11 protein-coding genes and 1 pseudogene are annotated in these 16343 nt (G+C 71.7%); 2 read left to right on the top strand and 10 right to left on the bottom strand.

Features of this window, described 5'->3' with window-relative positions; all coding sequences use genetic code 11:
• Positions 1 to 99 precede the first annotated feature (99 nt).
• A complete protein-coding gene (locus AB5J55_RS41280) occupies positions 100 to 276 on the top strand; it encodes a thiazolylpeptide-type bacteriocin (protein ID WP_053760578.1) in 177 nt (58 codons plus the stop codon).
• 225 nt (positions 277 to 501) lie between these two features.
• On the opposite strand, the pseudogene AB5J55_RS41285 reads toward AB5J55_RS41280, so the two are convergent.
• Positions 502 to 612 (bottom strand): annotated as a pseudogene (locus AB5J55_RS41285) (transposase); the annotation flags it as partial.
• A gap of 91 nt (positions 613 to 703) precedes the next feature.
• Between AB5J55_RS41285 and AB5J55_RS41290 the strand changes: the two are divergent.
• Entirely contained in the window at positions 704 to 1912 is a 1209-nt protein-coding gene (locus tag AB5J55_RS41290; RefSeq protein WP_369275555.1) for an RNA-guided endonuclease InsQ/TnpB family protein, read from the top strand.
• Positions 1913 to 1949: 37 nt separating this feature from the next.
• Here the strand turns inward: AB5J55_RS41290 and AB5J55_RS41295 are convergent, their stop codons facing one another.
• The 9 genes from AB5J55_RS41295 to AB5J55_RS41335 are packed head-to-tail and all read right to left on the bottom strand — an operon-like array spanning position 1950 to position 16279.
• Entirely contained in the window at positions 1950 to 3914 is a 1965-nt protein-coding gene (locus tag AB5J55_RS41295; RefSeq protein WP_369275556.1) for a TOMM precursor leader peptide-binding protein, read from the bottom strand.
• A complete protein-coding gene (locus AB5J55_RS41300; protein WP_369275557.1) occupies positions 3911 to 4666 on the bottom strand; it encodes an ABC transporter permease in 756 nt (251 codons plus the stop codon). The genes AB5J55_RS41295 and AB5J55_RS41300 overlap by 4 nt, the downstream gene beginning before the upstream one ends.
• Positions 4663 to 5646 carry an ABC transporter ATP-binding protein gene (locus tag AB5J55_RS41305; protein WP_369275558.1) on the bottom strand — a complete coding sequence of 328 codons (984 nt, stop codon included), beginning with the start codon at positions 5644 to 5646 and terminating at the stop codon, positions 4663 to 4665. Before AB5J55_RS41305 ends, AB5J55_RS41300 begins: the two co-directional genes overlap by 4 nt.
• Positions 5647 to 5670: 24 nt before the next feature.
• Positions 5671 to 6774, bottom strand: a complete 1104-nt coding sequence (locus AB5J55_RS41310) for a peptidase M50 (RefSeq protein ID WP_369275559.1) — start codon at positions 6772 to 6774, stop codon at positions 5671 to 5673.
• The gene (locus tag AB5J55_RS41315; RefSeq protein WP_369275560.1) at positions 6771 to 7826 is read right to left on the bottom strand and encodes a lantibiotic dehydratase C-terminal domain-containing protein; all 1056 of its coding nucleotides are present in this window, start codon (positions 7824 to 7826) and stop codon (positions 6771 to 6773) included. The genes AB5J55_RS41310 and AB5J55_RS41315 overlap by 4 nt, the downstream gene beginning before the upstream one ends.
• On the bottom strand, positions 7823 to 10528 hold the full coding sequence (locus tag AB5J55_RS41320) for a lantibiotic dehydratase (RefSeq protein ID WP_369275561.1): 2706 nt from the start codon (positions 10526 to 10528) through the stop codon (positions 7823 to 7825). The genes AB5J55_RS41315 and AB5J55_RS41320 overlap by 4 nt, the downstream gene beginning before the upstream one ends.
• Positions 10529 to 10540: 12 nt before the next feature.
• Positions 10541 to 12124, bottom strand: coding sequence for a nitroreductase family protein (locus tag AB5J55_RS41325; RefSeq protein WP_369275562.1), 1584 nt, complete (start codon positions 12122 to 12124; stop codon positions 10541 to 10543).
• Between the two features lie 56 nt (positions 12125 to 12180).
• A complete protein-coding gene (locus tag AB5J55_RS41330) occupies positions 12181 to 14052 on the bottom strand; it encodes a TOMM precursor leader peptide-binding protein (protein WP_369276444.1) in 1872 nt (623 codons plus the stop codon).
• A 43-nt stretch (positions 14053 to 14095) separates the two neighbouring features.
• Positions 14096 to 16279 (bottom strand): TOMM precursor leader peptide-binding protein, encoded by a 2184-nt coding sequence (locus tag AB5J55_RS41335; RefSeq protein WP_369275563.1) that lies wholly within the window; start codon positions 16277 to 16279, stop codon positions 14096 to 14098.
• Positions 16280 to 16343: the final 64 nt, after the last annotated feature.

Raw genomic sequence — 16343 nt, forward strand, 5'->3', positions numbered from 1 at the left:
TCAGTGCTTCGCAGCTGATCGCGTCAGTGGTGCCCGGTCCAATGAGGGGGCCCAACACCCCGGGAGGAGCCCGGTGGTGTGACCACGTCAGGAGTGATCATGGCTGACAAGTCGACCCTCGCCGCCCTCGCCGACGAGATCCTGGAGCTCGAGTCGGAGACCTTCGAGATCTCGGACTACTCGGACGCCAGCGAGGTCGTACTCGCCGGTTCCACCAGCTGCTCCTCCACCTCGACCTGCTCCTCCACCACCAGCACCACCTCCTGCAGCGCCTGATCCCGCGGATTCGGCACGCGGCGGACGGCCGGGTGCCGCCCGTCACTCCTCCAGGAGCGGCGAGCGGCACCCGGCCGTCGGCGTGTGGCCCTACCGGGTCTATTCGCAGTGCACCGGGCCTCAGCTCGGTGGTGAAACGAATTTTTGGCCCGCTCTGACCCCAGCTGTGCGCACGGATCCGCAGTGTTCACCTCGGCCAGAGTCAGAGCGGCCGGTTCTGCCGCTCGGCGAGAAGTTCACCAGCAGGTGGACGTGGTTGGCCCCGCCGATGAACTCCACCAGCTCGGACTCGAAGTCCTCGCACACGGCCCGCATGATCTCCTCGCAGCGTGTCAGATACCTGCTCGCGTAGACGCGGAAGATGCAGTGACGGCCCGTACCAATGTTCTCATCCAAACCTCCAAACCAGCTGTGTAGCGTGATCCGCGTGCAGCTTCGGTACAGCTTTCGCCTGTACCCGAGCGCCGGTCAGCGCACGGCGTTGGCGAAGGCGTTCGGGTGTGCGCGGGTGGTCTACAACGACGCCCTCAGGGCTCGGGAGACCGCCCGCAGCGAGGGCCTGCCGTTCCCGAAGACTGGCGACCTGTCGAAGACCCTGATCACCGAGGCGAAGAACACCTCGGAACGGGCCTGGCTCGGCGAGGTGTCCGTCGTCGTTCTCCAGCAGTCTCTGCGCGATCTGGACACGGCCTACCGGAACTTCTTCGACGGCCTGAAGGGCAAGCGGCCGCGTGTGGGTGCGCCCCGGTACAAGTCCCGCAAGGACACCCGGCAGGCGGTCCGGTTCACTGCGAACGCCCGCTGGTCCATCACCCCGGGGCAGAAGCTGCGCCTGCCCAAGATCGGCGATGTCAAGGTCAAGTGGTCGCGCACGCTGCCCTCGACGCCGTCCACGGTGACCGTGGTCAAGGACTCGGCGAGCCGGTACTTCGCCTCCTTCGTCGTGGAGAGCAGCCCGTCCGAGGTGCTGCCGAAGGCGACGCGCGAGCTGGGTATCGACCTGGGGCTCGGGCACTTCGCGGTCCTCTCGGACGGCACGAAGGTCGACAGCCCGCGCTTCTTGCGCCGGGTCGAGAAGCGCTTGAAGAAGGCGCAGCGCGCCCTGTCTCGCAAGGAGAAAGGCGGCAAGAACAGGGACAAAGCCAGGATCCGCGTCGCACGGGCACACGCCCGTGTCGCGGACGCGCGCCGCGAGTTCCATCACCAGCTCTCCACGCAGCTGATCCGCGACAACCAAGCGGTCGCGGTGGAGGATCTGTCGGTGAAGGCCCTCGCGCGCACGCGTCTGGCTAAGTCCGTGCACGATGCCGGATGGTCGGCGTTCGTGAGCATGCTGGAGTACAAGGCCGCCCGGTACGGGCGCGCCTTCGTGAAGATCGGCCGGTTCGAGCCGACCTCTCAGGTGTGTTCCGTGTGCGGCGCCAAGGACGGCCCGAAGCCTCTGCAGGTGAGGGAATGGACATGCGGGGCGTGCGGAGCGGTCCTGGACCGGGACATCAACGCGGCGGTCAACGTCGCCAAGGCGGCCGGACTGGCCGTGACAGCCTGTGGAGCGCAGGTAAGACGTGCCCCCGTGCCCGCACCGCGCAGCGAAGCAGGAACCCTCTCGACACCACGTCCTTCAACGGCACGGTAGGTAGGCGAGAATCTTCCCCCTTCAGGGGGAGAGGATGTCAAGGAAAGGGATGCGGGACCCGCCGGATCTCCCCCTCCGCGAGATCGGCCTCCCGCAGGCCTGCCCGGCGCGCGGCAGTTCGCAGGCGTGGCATCCGCAGGGCCCGCTGGCGCGACCAGCCGAAGTCGATGGGCAGCAGACCGGGTGCCAGGACGCAGACCGTGCGCAGGCCGATGCGTTCCTGCTCCGGCGTGGTCTGGTCGACCACGACGACATCGAGGCCGGCTCGTACCAACTCGTCGCGGCACAGCGCCACATCGTCCAGCAGATCGCCGGTGCGAGGCCGTCCGCCCGACTCCCAGGACGCGTACACCTCCGCCATCGGACGGACAGCCGTGGGCTCGTGGTAAGGCGTCACGTACGTCGCCGTCCCGGGCAGCCCGTACAGCTGGGCGTGGTCCTTGAGGTGCAGCACCTTCGTGAAGTCGGCGGCCATGGCCTCCAGTTCGGTGCGCCGCTCGCGCACCTGGCCAGGCAGGTGCGGGATGTACGTCAGTACCTCCGAGAGGGCGCCCTCCAACGCCGCCGCCGGGTCGAGGGAGGCGCCCGCGCCGAAGGAGTGGACGCCGGGGCCGCCGTCCCGGCGGACCGCCAGGCCCGTCACCACCGGTACGGCGAGGTCGATCCGGTTGTCGAAGGCGTGTACGTCGTAGCCCTGCAGAGCGGCGCGATCGATCATCGCGCGGACGATGGGGTCGGTGACCGTGGCCAGGTCGATCTCCGTGAGCCGGATGCCGCCGTACCAGGCGAGGAGGAAGGCGTCCCGCTCGATCAGTTCGAGCAGCCCGCCGAGCACCGCCTCCTCCAGACAGCTGCCGATCGCACAGCCGTTGGAGCACTCGAAGACGAAATTGTCCGCCGCGAGCCCCGCGCTGTAGTGGACGAGCCGGGCCGGCACCAGGAGCGGACGCTCGTCGCGCAGGGAGTACCCCCAGACCCACGGGATCGGTCGGTCCGGATCGAAGGGGTCCACGAGCGGATCGTCGCGGTAGGTCTCGGGCGCGTAGAAGCCGCAGTCGGCCGGGTCGAGCGCGTCCTCACCGAGGCTGCTGTACGACGCCGTCAGCAGCCGTGTGCCGCGCCGCCGGTGTGTCCCCGCGTACCGCTCCAGGCCCTCCAGGAAGGCCAGGTTCCGGCTCGCGGAGAAGCCGTTGGCCTGCCCGCTCCAGGTCACGTCGGTCAGACCCGCGTACCCACGCATGAACACACTGCCCGCGACGGGCGCCGTGGTGGGCGAGGTGATGTTGAGCCAGGTACCTGCGCCGAGCAGGCCGGTGACCGGGTTGGCGAGTGCCGCCGGCGCGAGCCGGTAGGAGGATGCCGGGCGCAGCCGGTAGCTGTCCTCGGCCGGCTTCGACCTGCTCACCAGGGTGAGTTGGGCCGACTCCCGGGTGTCCGAGCCGCCGGTGCCGCAGTGCGGGCACAGCGGGTCGGCGTACAGCGGGAAGGTCCCTACGCTCAGCGTCGCGAAGTCGAGGCAGGACACCTGCGGCAGCACCCGGTCGGATGCCGTCTCGCCGGGCGGATCCGGGTTTCCTAGGACGACCGCCTCGTACAGCGCCCGCACGGCGGTGGTGACGAAGTCCGGCAGCTCCGGCCAGGCCGGGGCGAAGCTCCACGGCGAGCCCGTCTCCAGCGCGTCCCGCTCGGTGCGTGAGCGCAGCCGCTGCCAGCGCATCGCGAGGCAGGTGCCGCACGCACGCGCGTCCGCGTCGCCGCCCCAAGGGCCCACCAGCACCTGCCGGGACGTCAGATGGACCAGTGCGCCGGGCCGCACATCGGCATACGGGTCGTCCCGCACGGCACGCGCCCCGAGCGGCACCACCTCGGGCCCGGTGTCGTGCGGCCGCGCAGTCCGCGTTCGACAGGGCGAGGCATACGGTGAGCCGGCCCGCTCATCGAGCGCCGACCGCAGCCGCAGCCGTGCCTGCTCCAGCGGCAGGCCCTCCAGCACGGGTGTCATGCGCGGTTGCTCCAGCGGAAGGTCTTCAGCCCGATCGTCGCGAAGACCACGGTGAAGCCCACGAGCGCGGCGCACCCGATCCCGATGTCGCCGAGGCTGCCGCTGCCGGTGAGCGCGGCGGAGACGGCGTCGTTGAAGTAGCGCAGCGGCAGCACTCGGGAGATGGTCTGCAACCACGACGGCATCAGGTCCAGGGGGAAGAACGAGCCGGACAGGAACGCCATCGGCACCATCATGAAGTTCGCGATCGCGGCCACCGCCTCCGGCGTGTCGGCGTACGAGCCGATGATCACGCCGATCGACAGGAACGTCGTGATGCCGAGCACCAGCACGGGCAGGGCCAGTGGCCAGCGGGCGTCGAGTTCCAGGCCGAAGCCCGGCAGCATCGCCACCGCGATGAACAGCACCGCCTGGACCGCTCCCACGGCCAGCGCCAGCACGTACCGCGACGCCAGGACCGTCGGCAGGCTCGTCGGCGTCATCCGGATCAGCCGCAGCAGATCGTCGCGCCGCCACTGCATCAGCGTGAACGCGATGCCGAACACCGCCGCGTTGGCCACGCCCCACGACATCACGCCGGGCGCGATGTAGGAGATGTACGGCCGGCCGGTCTCCTCCACCTCCTGGCCGCTGAAGATCAGCCCGAACACCAGCAGAAACACCAGCGGGAAGGCGAAGGTGAAGAAGAGTGTGGCCGCGTCGCGGACCTGGGCCCGGTAGCCGGACGCCGTAAGTGCGCCGTATGCGCTCATGCCTGGTGCTCCGTGTTCTGCGCGTGCGGGATGTCGCCGGTGCTCGCGTCCGACGTGAGCTGGAGGTAGACGTCCTCCAGGGTGGCGGTCCGGGTCTGTACGCCGTCGAGGCCGCCGAGGGCGTCCAGCGCCGACATGACCTTCCCGGACACCTTCGTCTCCAGGACGAGGCTGCCGCCGCGAACTTCCGCGCGGTCGACGCCCGGGACCGCCTCGGCCTCTGCCACCGTCATCCGCTCGGGCGGCAGCAGCAGTGAGGTCGGTGCGCCGGCCGCGCCGACGAGTCCGCGCGGGGAGTCCAGTGCGGCGATCCTTCCCTCGACAAGGATCGCCACGCGGTCGCAGAGTGCCTCGGCCTCGTCCAGGTGGTGCGTCGTGTACACGATCGTCCGGCCGGCTTCCTTCAGTCGGCGCAGCACCTCCCACAGATCGCGTCGGGCCTGCGGATCGAGGGCGGCGGTGGGCTCGTCGAGGAAGATCAGCTCCGGGTCGTGGACGAGCGCGGAGGCGATGGCGAGCCGCTGACGCTGGCCGCCGGAGAGGTTCTCCACGCGGGTGGCACGCTGGCCCACCAGGCCGACGGCGGCCAGCGTGCGCTCGACGGCCGCCGTGTCCGCGCGGTACAGAGCGGCCACGGTCGCCAAGTGCTCGTACGCCGTCTGCCGTACGAAGAAGGCCGACGACTGGGTCTGCACACCGAGCCGGGGCAGCAGCGCGACATTGCGGGGCCAGGGTGCGCCGCCCAGCACGTCGACGGTGCCGGCGTCGGCCTGGCGCAGGCCCTCCATGATCTCCACCAGCGTGGTCTTGCCGGCACCGTTGGGTCCGAGCAGGCCGAAGAACTCTCCGCGGTCGACGCGCAGCGACACCCCGTCCAGGGCCTGGCGGCTGCCGTAGCGCTTGCTCACTCCCTCGACGCGGATCGCGGTGTCCGCCGCGCGGTTGCCGGGGTCCGCCGGCACGGTTTCGGTGTCCGTCATGAACAGCTCCTCGGAACAGGTCCGTCAGGGGGCGAGCAGGACAAACGCGGCCGCAACCAGGCCGGCCGCGATCAGACAGACCAGAACGGACGAGCCGATCCCGTATGCCGTGTACAGGGCCCGCGCCCGGCGCGGGTAGGCGGCAGCGGCCTGCCGGTCGCGCAGGCGCAGTCTCAGGTAACGCCCGCTCTCCGGGGCGAGGTTGGACACACCCAGTGCATGACCGATCATGGTGTATCCGTCGAGGGGCGGGAGTGGCACCAGGTTGACCAGTGCCTGAACGCTGCCCAGCAGAAGCAGTCCCGAAAGCACCCGGCGCGTCGGGTCGCCGGGCCCGAGCGCCGCCCACCAGAGGGCGAAGGGCAGCAGGAACAGCAGGTTCGCGAAGGCCCCGGCCGCGCCGACCACCAGCTGGTGCCGACGGCTCGCGAGGAAGCGGTAGTTGTCGACCCGGCAGTACATGATCGCCACGGGCAGCCGCCAGCGCAGGCCGATCTCGCTCACCGTGCCGCCGTGGTGCCGGGCGGCCACGCCGTGCGCCAGCTCGTGACAGGCGGTGCTCAGCCACAGCAGGGTGAACACGCCGACCAGGGCCACCGGTTGCCGCAACAGCCACCATGTGTCCCGTACGAGCGAGCCGGCGCCCGCGGCCAGGACGACCTCCATGGCCAGGCAGATCGTCAGCAGGGCGATCAGGACCGGCGGGCGCAGCAGCGGGCGCAGCACCCGGTGCAGTCGCCCGGTCGTCGCTCCGGCGTCGGCGACCAGTCGCAGGCTGCCCCTGTAGAGGTTGCCGGTGAGGGGCGAGGAGGGCGGGGCCGCGGGGACGACGCGGACGGGCGCTCCTTCGAGGAGCCGCTTGGTGCCCAACAGGCCCAGAAGCTGCTGCCAGTTGGCCTCGCCGAGGCGTCGCCCGAAGGCGGCGGCGTACTCGACGCCGATCTCCTCGAGGCTGCGGTCCCCGTCCAGCCGGGAGATCAGGAAGTACTCCTTCGGCCCCACCTCGAACGACGAGCCGTCCGCCGGATCCTTGATCAGGTGCACGGTGGCAGGACCGCGCAGCAGGGGCGCGCTGAGCAGGATGTCCGGCCGCAGCCGGGGCCGGTGCGTGAAGACGTCGGGTGTCATGAGAGGGCCTCCGACGCGGCTCCCGTGCCCGAGCGCAACACCCGGCCGAGGATGTGGGAGAGGTACGCCTCGTCGCGGATCGTCACATGCAGCCGGTTGTTGGTCATGTGCATGTATGGCGAGAGGAGCAGCGGCAGAGCGAGCGCCGGGTCGGTGACCTGCTCGTCGCGGGTGCCGTCCCAGGACCGGAAGACCAGTTCGCCCGCCTCGGCCAGCGCGACCGCCTTCTCCCGCAGCTCCAGGCAGTGCGCCGCCCAGCCGCGCAGAAACGCGGGCAGCCGGTCGGGCCGCCTCGCGGCGACGGCCCGGCGTATCCCGTCGAAACGGCGGCCCAGCCGGGGCGCCATCTCGGCGTAGCTGCGGTCGTACTCCGAGGAACCGATGAAGCCCGTGCCCGGGAACGCGCGGTGCCAGAACTCGTAGTACCGCTGCAGATAGTCGGCGAGGTCGTCCTCGTCGGGCAGGAAGCAGCTAGCCATCACCATCATCAACTGGGCCGAGGTGCCGAGCAGTACGGTCCTCAGGTGCAGGTTCATCGAGCCCAGCGCCGCGATGACCAGATCGCTGGAGTGCGCGAAGTGCCACTCCGCCAGCGCGACTCCGGCCGGCCCGCCGTACTTGCCGTACTCCGGCTCGTACGGCTGGTAGGCACGTGAGTTGTTCGGGCGCAGCCGCATCCGTCCGTCCTCGCCCATGAACTCCCCGCGGTCGCCCTCCGGGAATTCGATCTCGAAGAGGGTGTTGTAGAACTCGCTGAGGAACCCAGAGTCGACCTCGTACAGCGCCGGACGGCTGCGCAGGAACGCGTCGACGGCTTCCTCGGCCCGGCGGCGCACCTCGGCCGTCGCCTCCTCGCTCGCCGGCCGCAGCCGGAGCCGCACATGCGGGCCCTCCAGCCAGTAGTTGATGAAGAAGTGCCCGGCGAGCAGCCCGTCGCCGGTGAGGTCCCGGATCAGCGGGCCCACGCACTTCACCAGCAGGGGCTGCGGGTTGGCGGCGTAGAAGATGTGCATGGCCTGCCACTTGCCGCGGCCGGGGGTCAGGTCGGTCATGCGGGGCTCTCCTCGAAACGGCTGTGGGAGGTGAAGGTCTCGACCGACAACTCGGCCACGTGGCTGCCACGTTCGGAGACGACGTGCAGGCCGCTCTCCGCCGGGAGCATCTCGCGCAGCTCGATCCGGTCGTCCGGCGACTTGACCAGCGCCTCGACGGCGGTGAGCGACAGTGGGCTGTCGAAATCGAGGTACTGCGGCTTGGCGCCCGCCCCGCCCCGGGGGCCGCTGGAGACGGTGACGAAGACGCGGGCGGGCAGGCCGTGCATGCGGCGCCAGCGCCGCCACGCCAGGAATGCCTCGTCGTCCGGCGTGCCGGCCGGCCGTGTGGGCAGCGCCGCGGCGGTCGTGGACCAGCCGCGCCGGGCGAGCACGAGGTTGCCGTGCCGCACCCGGGGGCGGCGGGTGACGCCCTCGTGCGCCGGGCCGTGCGGGACACCGGCCCAGACGTCGAGCGGGGCCATCGACGTGGGCGACAGAAGGAGCAGTGTGCGCGGGGTCTCGGGGAGGGCGAGCGGCACCAGATAGCCGAGGTACACCGGGATCACCTCACGGCCGAGCCGCTCGGAGCGCAGCAGCAGCCGGTCCTCGTCCTCGTCGTGTTCGAGGCGGAGGTCCTCCAGGTGGATACGGCGGTCCTCGGGAACGCTGCTCGACTCGCCGGGGCAGACGATCTGGTACTCGGTCAGGCGTCCGTGCAGGTTGAGGTTGGTCGTCACCGCCCCGCCGGTCAGCTCGGCGAGCACGGCTCCGGGCGGCGTCAGTCGGGTGGCCTGTTCCCGGAGTGGTTCGGAGAGGCCGGGGCCGGACGGCTCGTCCCAGACGTGCGTGAACCGGCTGAACGGGAAGGACAGTCCGCCGTAGGAGCGATTGAGCACCATCAGCGGCTCACCGTCCTCCGTGGTGAGCTGGAGGTGGTGGCTCTGCGGGGTGAACGGGGCCCGCAGGCCGTCCAGTTCGGCGGCCACCTCGTCGAGGTGCGCGTCGTCCAGCACGACGTCCGTCTCCCCTGCGTGGCCGGCCCACAGCGCGCGCATCCGGTCGATGAACGTCCGGCGGGCCCGATCCAGGGACTTGATGTCCGCGAGCCCGAGCCAGTTCTCCTCAGGCACGTACTCGCCCCGCGCGTCGAACGGGGACCGCTTGGCGGTGAAGGAGAGGTACTGGTCGAAGAAGTCCTCGTGGAAGTCGTGCACGAGACCGAGCAGGTCGTCGCAGCGGCCGCCCTTGCCGTAGCGGGCCACGAAGAACCCCTTGAACGTGAGCCGCTGAGGCAGCGTCAGGTCGAAGGCCGGCAGGATCCGCTCCACCGAGCGCAGCGCGCCGCCGTCCGTGCCGGTCCAGGCACCCAGCCCGCAGGACACGTCGTCTCCGGCGTCGGCGTCCTCGTAGAGCAGGGTCTGCGGCAGGGACGGCTCCTCGACGCCCAGCAGCTTCTGGGCCCCGCCCAGACCGGCGCGCAGCCGGCGCAGCAGCCGCGCCCGTCCGGCCGTGTCCGCGTGCGGGTACGCGTCGATCAGCTCGGCCGCGTTGTCCAGCTCTCCGGCAAGGTCGTGAGCCCACGGCCGGTCCAGTGCCCGCAGCGCGTCCTGGAAGGAGCGCAGCGGGTCGGCGGTGTGCACGTCGGTGTCCAGGCTCGGGACACGGATCATGCCGAGCTGGAGCAGCGCCGACACATACGTCTCGCACAGCGAGGCGTCGGCGCCGTACTCGGCGCAGAGCCAGTCGGCCACCTCGCCGTAGCGCAGGTCCCGTTCGCTCAGCAGGGCGATGAGCCGGTCCAGCGTTCCGCTGCGGCGCAGGAAGAACAGCCGGTCCTTGACCGCGTCGAAGGTGACCGCCGCGTCGTCGTCGCCGGTCGTGACCCAGCGCCGCACGTATCGCACCCTCTGATCGTCGCCGCCCCACCCGGACGCGAGCCGCACCGGCAGATCGGCGCGCAGCGCGGGAGAGGCGAGGATCTGCTCCGCGAACCGCGCGAGAGCCACGACGTTGAGCCGCACCCGACCCCGCCACTCGGCCCGCAGCACGATCGACGGATCGTCGCCGTCGCCGAACGTGCCGAGGGCGACCCCCGTGAACGTGCTGAACGGGCTGGTCTTGCACGCCGTCCGGTACAGGTAGGACAGCACCGAACGCTCGATCTTCCGCAGCCGCTTGTCCGGCCGTTCACCCGCGCCGAGCCGCACATACGACTCGAGCCGGCCTTCGAGCGTCGGCGACGCGAGCAACAGGCCGTGCCGCAGCCGCTCCTCGTCGAGCAGCGCCCGCAACACGCCTCGTGTCCCGGCGAGTTCGTCGCCGAGCAGCGTGGCCCCGCGGCGGTGCAGCAGGTCGAGCGCCCGCCTGCCCTCCAGCCACTGCCCGGTCCGCTCGGCCACGGCCGGGTCCAGTGCTTCGATGAGGTCGAGCGCGGGCGGGTCGCCCTTGGGCAGACGGTTGTTGAAGATGTCCCGGCGCAGCGTCAGCAGGTGCCGGCGGCGGCCGTCGCCGGGGAAGACCCGGTCGGCGGCCGGGACGAGCGCGTGCAGGACGTCGCTCAGCTCCCGGCCCCGCTCCAGCAGCTCCTCCTCGGCGGCCAGCACCTCGTCGGCCCAGCGGGCGGTGCCGGGGCAGCGCAGGGCACGGACGGACTCGACGGGTAGCCCGGCGACCCGCAGAAGGAAGCGGTGCCCGGGCTGCCAGCTGGTTCTCGGTGTCACGGCGGCCCCCTGTCAAACGATCTCGGAGCGGAAGTCGGCAGGACACGGGCGCTCATTGCCGAGCAGCATGATCAGCAGCGGCGCCTCGCCGGAGTCCGCAAGCCCCAGCTCCTCGATGTACGAGATGTTGTCGAAACCGAGGGCCACACCGGCGCCCAGCCCGAGCGCCGCCGAGGCGGTGTAGAAGCTCTGCGCGATCGCCCCGATGGTGGCGTTGACCAGCCGGTACCCCCGGTCGCCGACCGCGTCCAGCACCGCCGTCGTACGCAGGCACGGCACGATGACCGTGCCGGCCTGTTCCAGGTTGTAGTTGGACAGGAAGTAGTTGCGCTGCAGGAACGAGCCCGGCGCGCCGGACGCCACCAGGTGCAGGGTGTGCGTGTCGGGCTCGTAGGCGTAGGCGCCGGGCGCGACGCCGTCGACGTGGTTGACGAACGCGTACAGCCGGGCCTGACGCGGGGTGCCGGCAGGTTCCGCGTCGCTGCCGAGCCGCGTCCCCGCGCAGGCGGCGAGCGTGGTGGCCAACTGCGTGGCCGTCACCGGGACCGTCGCGTCGAAGCGGCCGAAGCTGCTGCGCCGGGAGCGCAGGGCCGTACGGACGCTGACGTCCGGGAACTCCGCGGGCGGCAGGGCGACCGGGTCGGTGGTCGCGGCCGGCTGGGCGGGCGCGCTGGGCCGGAGCGCCTCGGGCCCGGGCCGGTCGGTGGCGTACTCGGCGGTGGCGCGGTGGATCCGGCGCAGGGTCTCGAAGTCGAGGACGGTCCGGGACCGCTCCTGGTCACGCCGACGGACGGCCGCGCCCGGCGCCCCTGCCGACGTGCCCTCCGCCTCCGTACCGTCCCACAGCAGCGGAACGACCGCGAACAGCCCTTCCTCGTCCTCGCCCAGCCCCAGCAGCCGGGCCAGCTCCGCCTCGTCGAACCACAGGGCGGGGGCCACCCTCAGCCCGCGGGCACGCGCCCAGACGCGCCAGGTCTGGAGCAGCGCGCCCACGTCCATGCTCACGGCGTGGAAGGAGAAGCTGTTGTACTTGAACGCGTTCTGCCAGTACTTGACGCCGAGTACCAAGAACTGGTCCGTCGCCTCCCCGTACGCGCCGAGCGCCGCGGCCACCTCCCCGCTCACATCGCCGGCCAGCAGCCGCTGCATGGCGTGGCGAGGCGGTGAGTAGTAGTGCACGCCGGGTGTGAGGGGCCCCGACCGGCCGGAGATCCAGTAGATGCTCACCGGGTAGAGACCGCCGCCCGAGGCGGTGCCCCGGGACCAGTTGGCCTGCGTGTAGTGCGGGAGAGCACCGAGGTCGGTGTTGGCCTGGACTCCGAGACGGCGGCCGGTCAGGCCGTAGGAGTCCAGCAGCATGCCGGAGAGCAGGGGCAGCGAGAAACGCCCCGCGTTCGGCATGTCGTCGGCCAGTAAGCCGGCCGTGACCGTGGCGTCGGCGGGGTAGGGCGCGTCGGGCAGCGGGAACGACTCGGCGCCCGGGTAGTACTTCGCCTTGCGCGGACGGTCCGCCCAGTCGGGCACGAAGTCGGCCGGCTCCATCGGGATCCGGCCCCGGTGCATGATGGCCGTCGCGTATTCATGGGCGTAGCCCATGGGACTCGCCTCTGCTGGGCGTGGAGGGTTGTGGGGGATTGGGAGAACGCGGGTCGTCAGGGGAAGGGGTGCGGAGCCCGATTGAGGTCGGCGGCCTCCAGGTCCCGGTCGCGCAGCCCCGCCTCACGCAGAGCCGTACGCAGCCGCGGCATACCGAGAGCCCGCTGGCGCGACCAGCCGAAGTCGATCGGGAGCAGGCCGGGCACGAGGACGCTGAACGTGTGCAGTCCCAGCCGTCGTTGTTCGGGCAGCGTCTGGTCCACGACCACGACGTCGAACCCGGCGCCGGTCACGGCGGACACACACCGTTCCAGGTCGTCCCGCAGATCAGGCGAGACGGGCGCTCCGGTCGCGTCCGGCCAGGCCAGATCGGAGACCGCGAGCTGTTGCGTGGCCGTCCGGCCGCGCAGCAGGAAGTCGGCGTGCACGCCCATCTCGGGGATGCCGTAGACGAGCGGGTGGTCGTGCAGGTCGGTCACCTGTGAAAAGTCTCCGGCCATGGCGCGCAGCCGGGCCTCGTCGCGCTCGGTCCGTCCCTGGAGGTTCACCGCGTCGGTGGCGATCTCGCACAGTGCCGCGTCCAGCGCGGACTCCGGGTCCATACCGGCACCCGCTCCGAAGCACATCCGGCCCGGACCGCCGTCTACGCGTTCGGCGACGCCGGTGACGACGGGGATCGGGAACGTGACGCGGGTGTCGAAGAAGCGGGCCCGGTAGCCGTACATGGCGAGCCGGTCGACCATGTTCCGGGTGGCGGGGCGGGTGCTGGTCGCCGGGTCGATCTCGGGCAGGGGCTGCCGCCCGTACCAGGTGAGCAGGAAGGCGTCCCGCTCGACGACCTCCATCAGGCCGAAGTAGACGGCCTCCTCGGCACAGCCGCCCGAGGCGCAGCCGTTGGAGCTCTCCTGCACGAACCGGTTGTCCAGACCGGGCGCGTGATAGTACGTCAGGATCTCGGGCACCAGCCGGGGCGCCCGGTCCCGCAGCGACCAGCCCCATACCCAGGGGATCTCCCGATCGGGCGAGAAGGGCACGACGTGCGGGTTGTCGCTGTGGAAGGCCTCGGAGTACAGGCCCACTTCGCGCGGATCCACGGCGTCGGCGCCGAACTCCGCGAGCGTCCCCGTCACCCGGGTCCGCTTGCCGCGCGCCCGCATGCCGGCGTAGCGCTCCAGCCCTTCAAGAACGCCGATCCGCGCACTGGCCCCGTAGGACGCCGTGTGCCCGCCCCAGAACGTCTCCCGCAGGTACTCCCCGGAGCGCATCGAGAAGCAGCCGATGGTCGCCGACGTCGACGTGGACGACACGTCCTGTACGAGGGACGGGCCGAGCGCGCCGCACACCGGGTTTGCGAAGGCCGCGATGTCGATGTCGTAGGCCTCGACCGGACGCAGCCGGAAGGACCCGGGCGTGTGCTTGGGCGCGGAGTCGAGCGAGACGACGGCACCCTCGGGCGTGTCGGCGACCGGCCGCGAACACGCCGGGCACTGCGGGTCCGGCACCAGCGGATAGCCGCGCACCGACAACGACTCCAGATCCAGCACCCGCACGTCCGGGAACGGCTCGCGCGCCGGGGCCGCATGCGCCTGTGCCACGACCACGGCGAGAGCGTCGGCCGCGAACGGGACGGCATAGGGCCACACCCCCGACTCGTGGGTGGGACCGCCGAGTTCCAGTGCGTCACGCAGAGGCACGGAGCGTACCGCCTGCCAGCGCCGGCCCAGACACCGCGGACAGGGCGAGTCGCCCATGGGGCCGACGATCGCGTGCCGCGCGTACAGGTGCACCGGCACCGGCACCGGTCCCGGTCCCGGCTCGGGCGCGCCGTACTCCTCGGCGAAGGCGTCGTCGAACCCCAACGCGCGCACCGACACATCGATGTGGCCCCGCCCCTGTCGGTCGAGGGCCGCCCGCAGCAGGCCGGTCATGAGACGGACGGCACTCGGCACGCGGACCGCCGGAGCCGTCGTCTCAACCGACACGCCGGGCCTCCGACGTCAGTAGCACGCGCACGACGTGGATGCCGGCGCGTTCGAGGTCCGCGGAGCCGGTCGGCACGACGAGGGCGTCCCGAGCCTGTTCGCCGAGCCGGCGCAGTACATCCGCCCAGGATGTGCCGGCGCCCGGGTCGGCGGTCACAGTGCCGATCACCGCCAGGGCGCGGGGGTCGAGATCGCTGAGCACCGGATCCCCGAACGACGTGTCATCGGCCGGCTCCTGCTGCTCCAGCTGAACCTGACCCAACAGCTCACGCAGCGCCGCCACGGCCGCGGCACGGAACGACAGCTCGGCCCCGAGCGACCAGCGGGTACCGGCCCGGGTGAGGACGACCGACACGCCGGACCGCTCCCGCTCACCGAGGTCGAGCAGCTCGGCCTCGACACCGAGGTTGACGGCGGAGCGCATCAGGAAGGTGAGTTCGGGATCGGCGTCGGCGGGCACGGCCACGCCGGACACCGCGGCACCTCGGACCGTCCGCCGGAGCGCGTCGTACGCGAGCGCCGACAGCATGCCCTGCGCGGCGGCGTCGGCCACGCTCGCACCGGCCCGCATCCCGGCGCTCGTCGCCTCGAAGAGCCGCTCCGGATTGCCGGCACCGAACGGGCGCACGGCCTCGCCCGGCACCAGGAACCGCTCCTTCGTGAGCAGCGAGGCCGCCGCCTGCCACTCCCGTACGTCCGCCTCCGCGCCCCCGATGCCGGTGGCGGTGACCAGCTCGGCCGGGGCGAGGCGCACCGCGGGTTCCGGGGCGTTGGTGCGGGCGTGCGGGACGACGTGCTCGGCGTACGTCTCGGCGGCGCGGTGCAGGGCGCGCAGCCGGGCGCCGGCCACGTGGTGGACGTCGGCGGCGGCGATCCGCCGGGGGCGGCCGTGCCCCACGCCGAGTTCGACCACGCTGAGCTTCAGCGGGGTCTGGGTGATGTCCTCGTCGTCGTAGCGGCGGAACACACCGGCGTGCGGCCGCAGCAGCACCGAGCGGCGGTTCAGCTCCGCCACCAGATCGTCCGCCTCACGGGCGGTGTCGACGGTGGGCAGTGCGAGAGCGTCGGTGTCCCCGGTCGCCAGATCCACCTCGGGCACCTCGGCGAGCGTGTCGTCGGCGCAGAACGGGCAGCGGGGGTGCGGGAGCAGGGGCTCCGAGGCGAGATCGAGCGACTCCGTGTCCTGCACGATCAGCTGCCCGGCCGTCTCGGCTGGCAGCGCGCCGGCCGCCGACTTGAAGACCTCGAACCCGAGCAGGTTGCCGAGCATCGCGGACAGCGGGCCGCCTGGAACGGGCGTGCCGGCCGGCAAGCCCAGCGCGAGCGCACTCCACACGTCGGCGGCTTGCGCGGAGGCCCCGTTGGCGCCGAGACGCAGCACCGCACACGCCCAACACCCCGTTGTCTGAGCCGACATGGCCGGTCCGGCGACCGCGTGCCGCCCGAAGGACCAGGCCGGCAGGAGCGTGCGGCCCGCGGGCACACCGGCACGCAGCAGTGCGAGAATCACCCGCGGCGCGTCCGGCCCGCCGGTCACGACGACGACGTCGTACCCGTCCAGGCTGTCCCAGGTCACCGGCCCGTCCGCGAGGTCGCGGACCTCGACCGGGCAGCCCTCGGCAGCGGCGGCCGCCGCCTCCTCCGCGATCGCCTCCCGGTCGAGGCCGGGCAGTACGCCGACGACCGCGCCGCCGTTGCGGATCAGGCTCAGCACACACCAGCGGGCCACCAGGTCGGCGCCCACGACGGCCACGCGCGTGTCCCGGAACCGCTGGAAGCGCCGCGCAGCGTCGTCGGCGTAGTGGTCGACATAGGCGATCTGCATCTCGAATCGGCGGGCCACGTCGGCGGACGGCTCCGCCTCGGCGGACGCGTTCGCCGCTGGCCTGGACGGGACGTCACGCGCGAAGCCTCGCTCGTACAGCGTGCCGACAAGCTCGCCGACCATGGCGCGCTGACGGTCGCCGAGCCCCTCGCAGATCTCGGCGACCGTGTGCTCGCCGTTGAAGTGGGGCACGAGAAGCGTGGCGAACCGGTACGCCGACTTGGCCGTCAGCCGGAATCCGCCGTCGGCGTTGTGGAAGAGGACACCGTCGGGGGTCTCGGTGAACAGGACGTCACGGCGGATCCGGGGGCGGGTCGCGGCGACGGCGTCGTACCGTGCGGAAAGCATGCGGATGTCACCTCGGGTCGGAGGGGCGGTGGGGGGCGGGGGACCGGATGGTGCGGGGTAACGG

It is taken from the genome of Streptomyces sp. R11, assembly GCF_041051905.1.
In the GTDB taxonomy this organism is placed as follows: domain Bacteria; phylum Actinomycetota; class Actinomycetes; order Streptomycetales; family Streptomycetaceae; genus Streptomyces.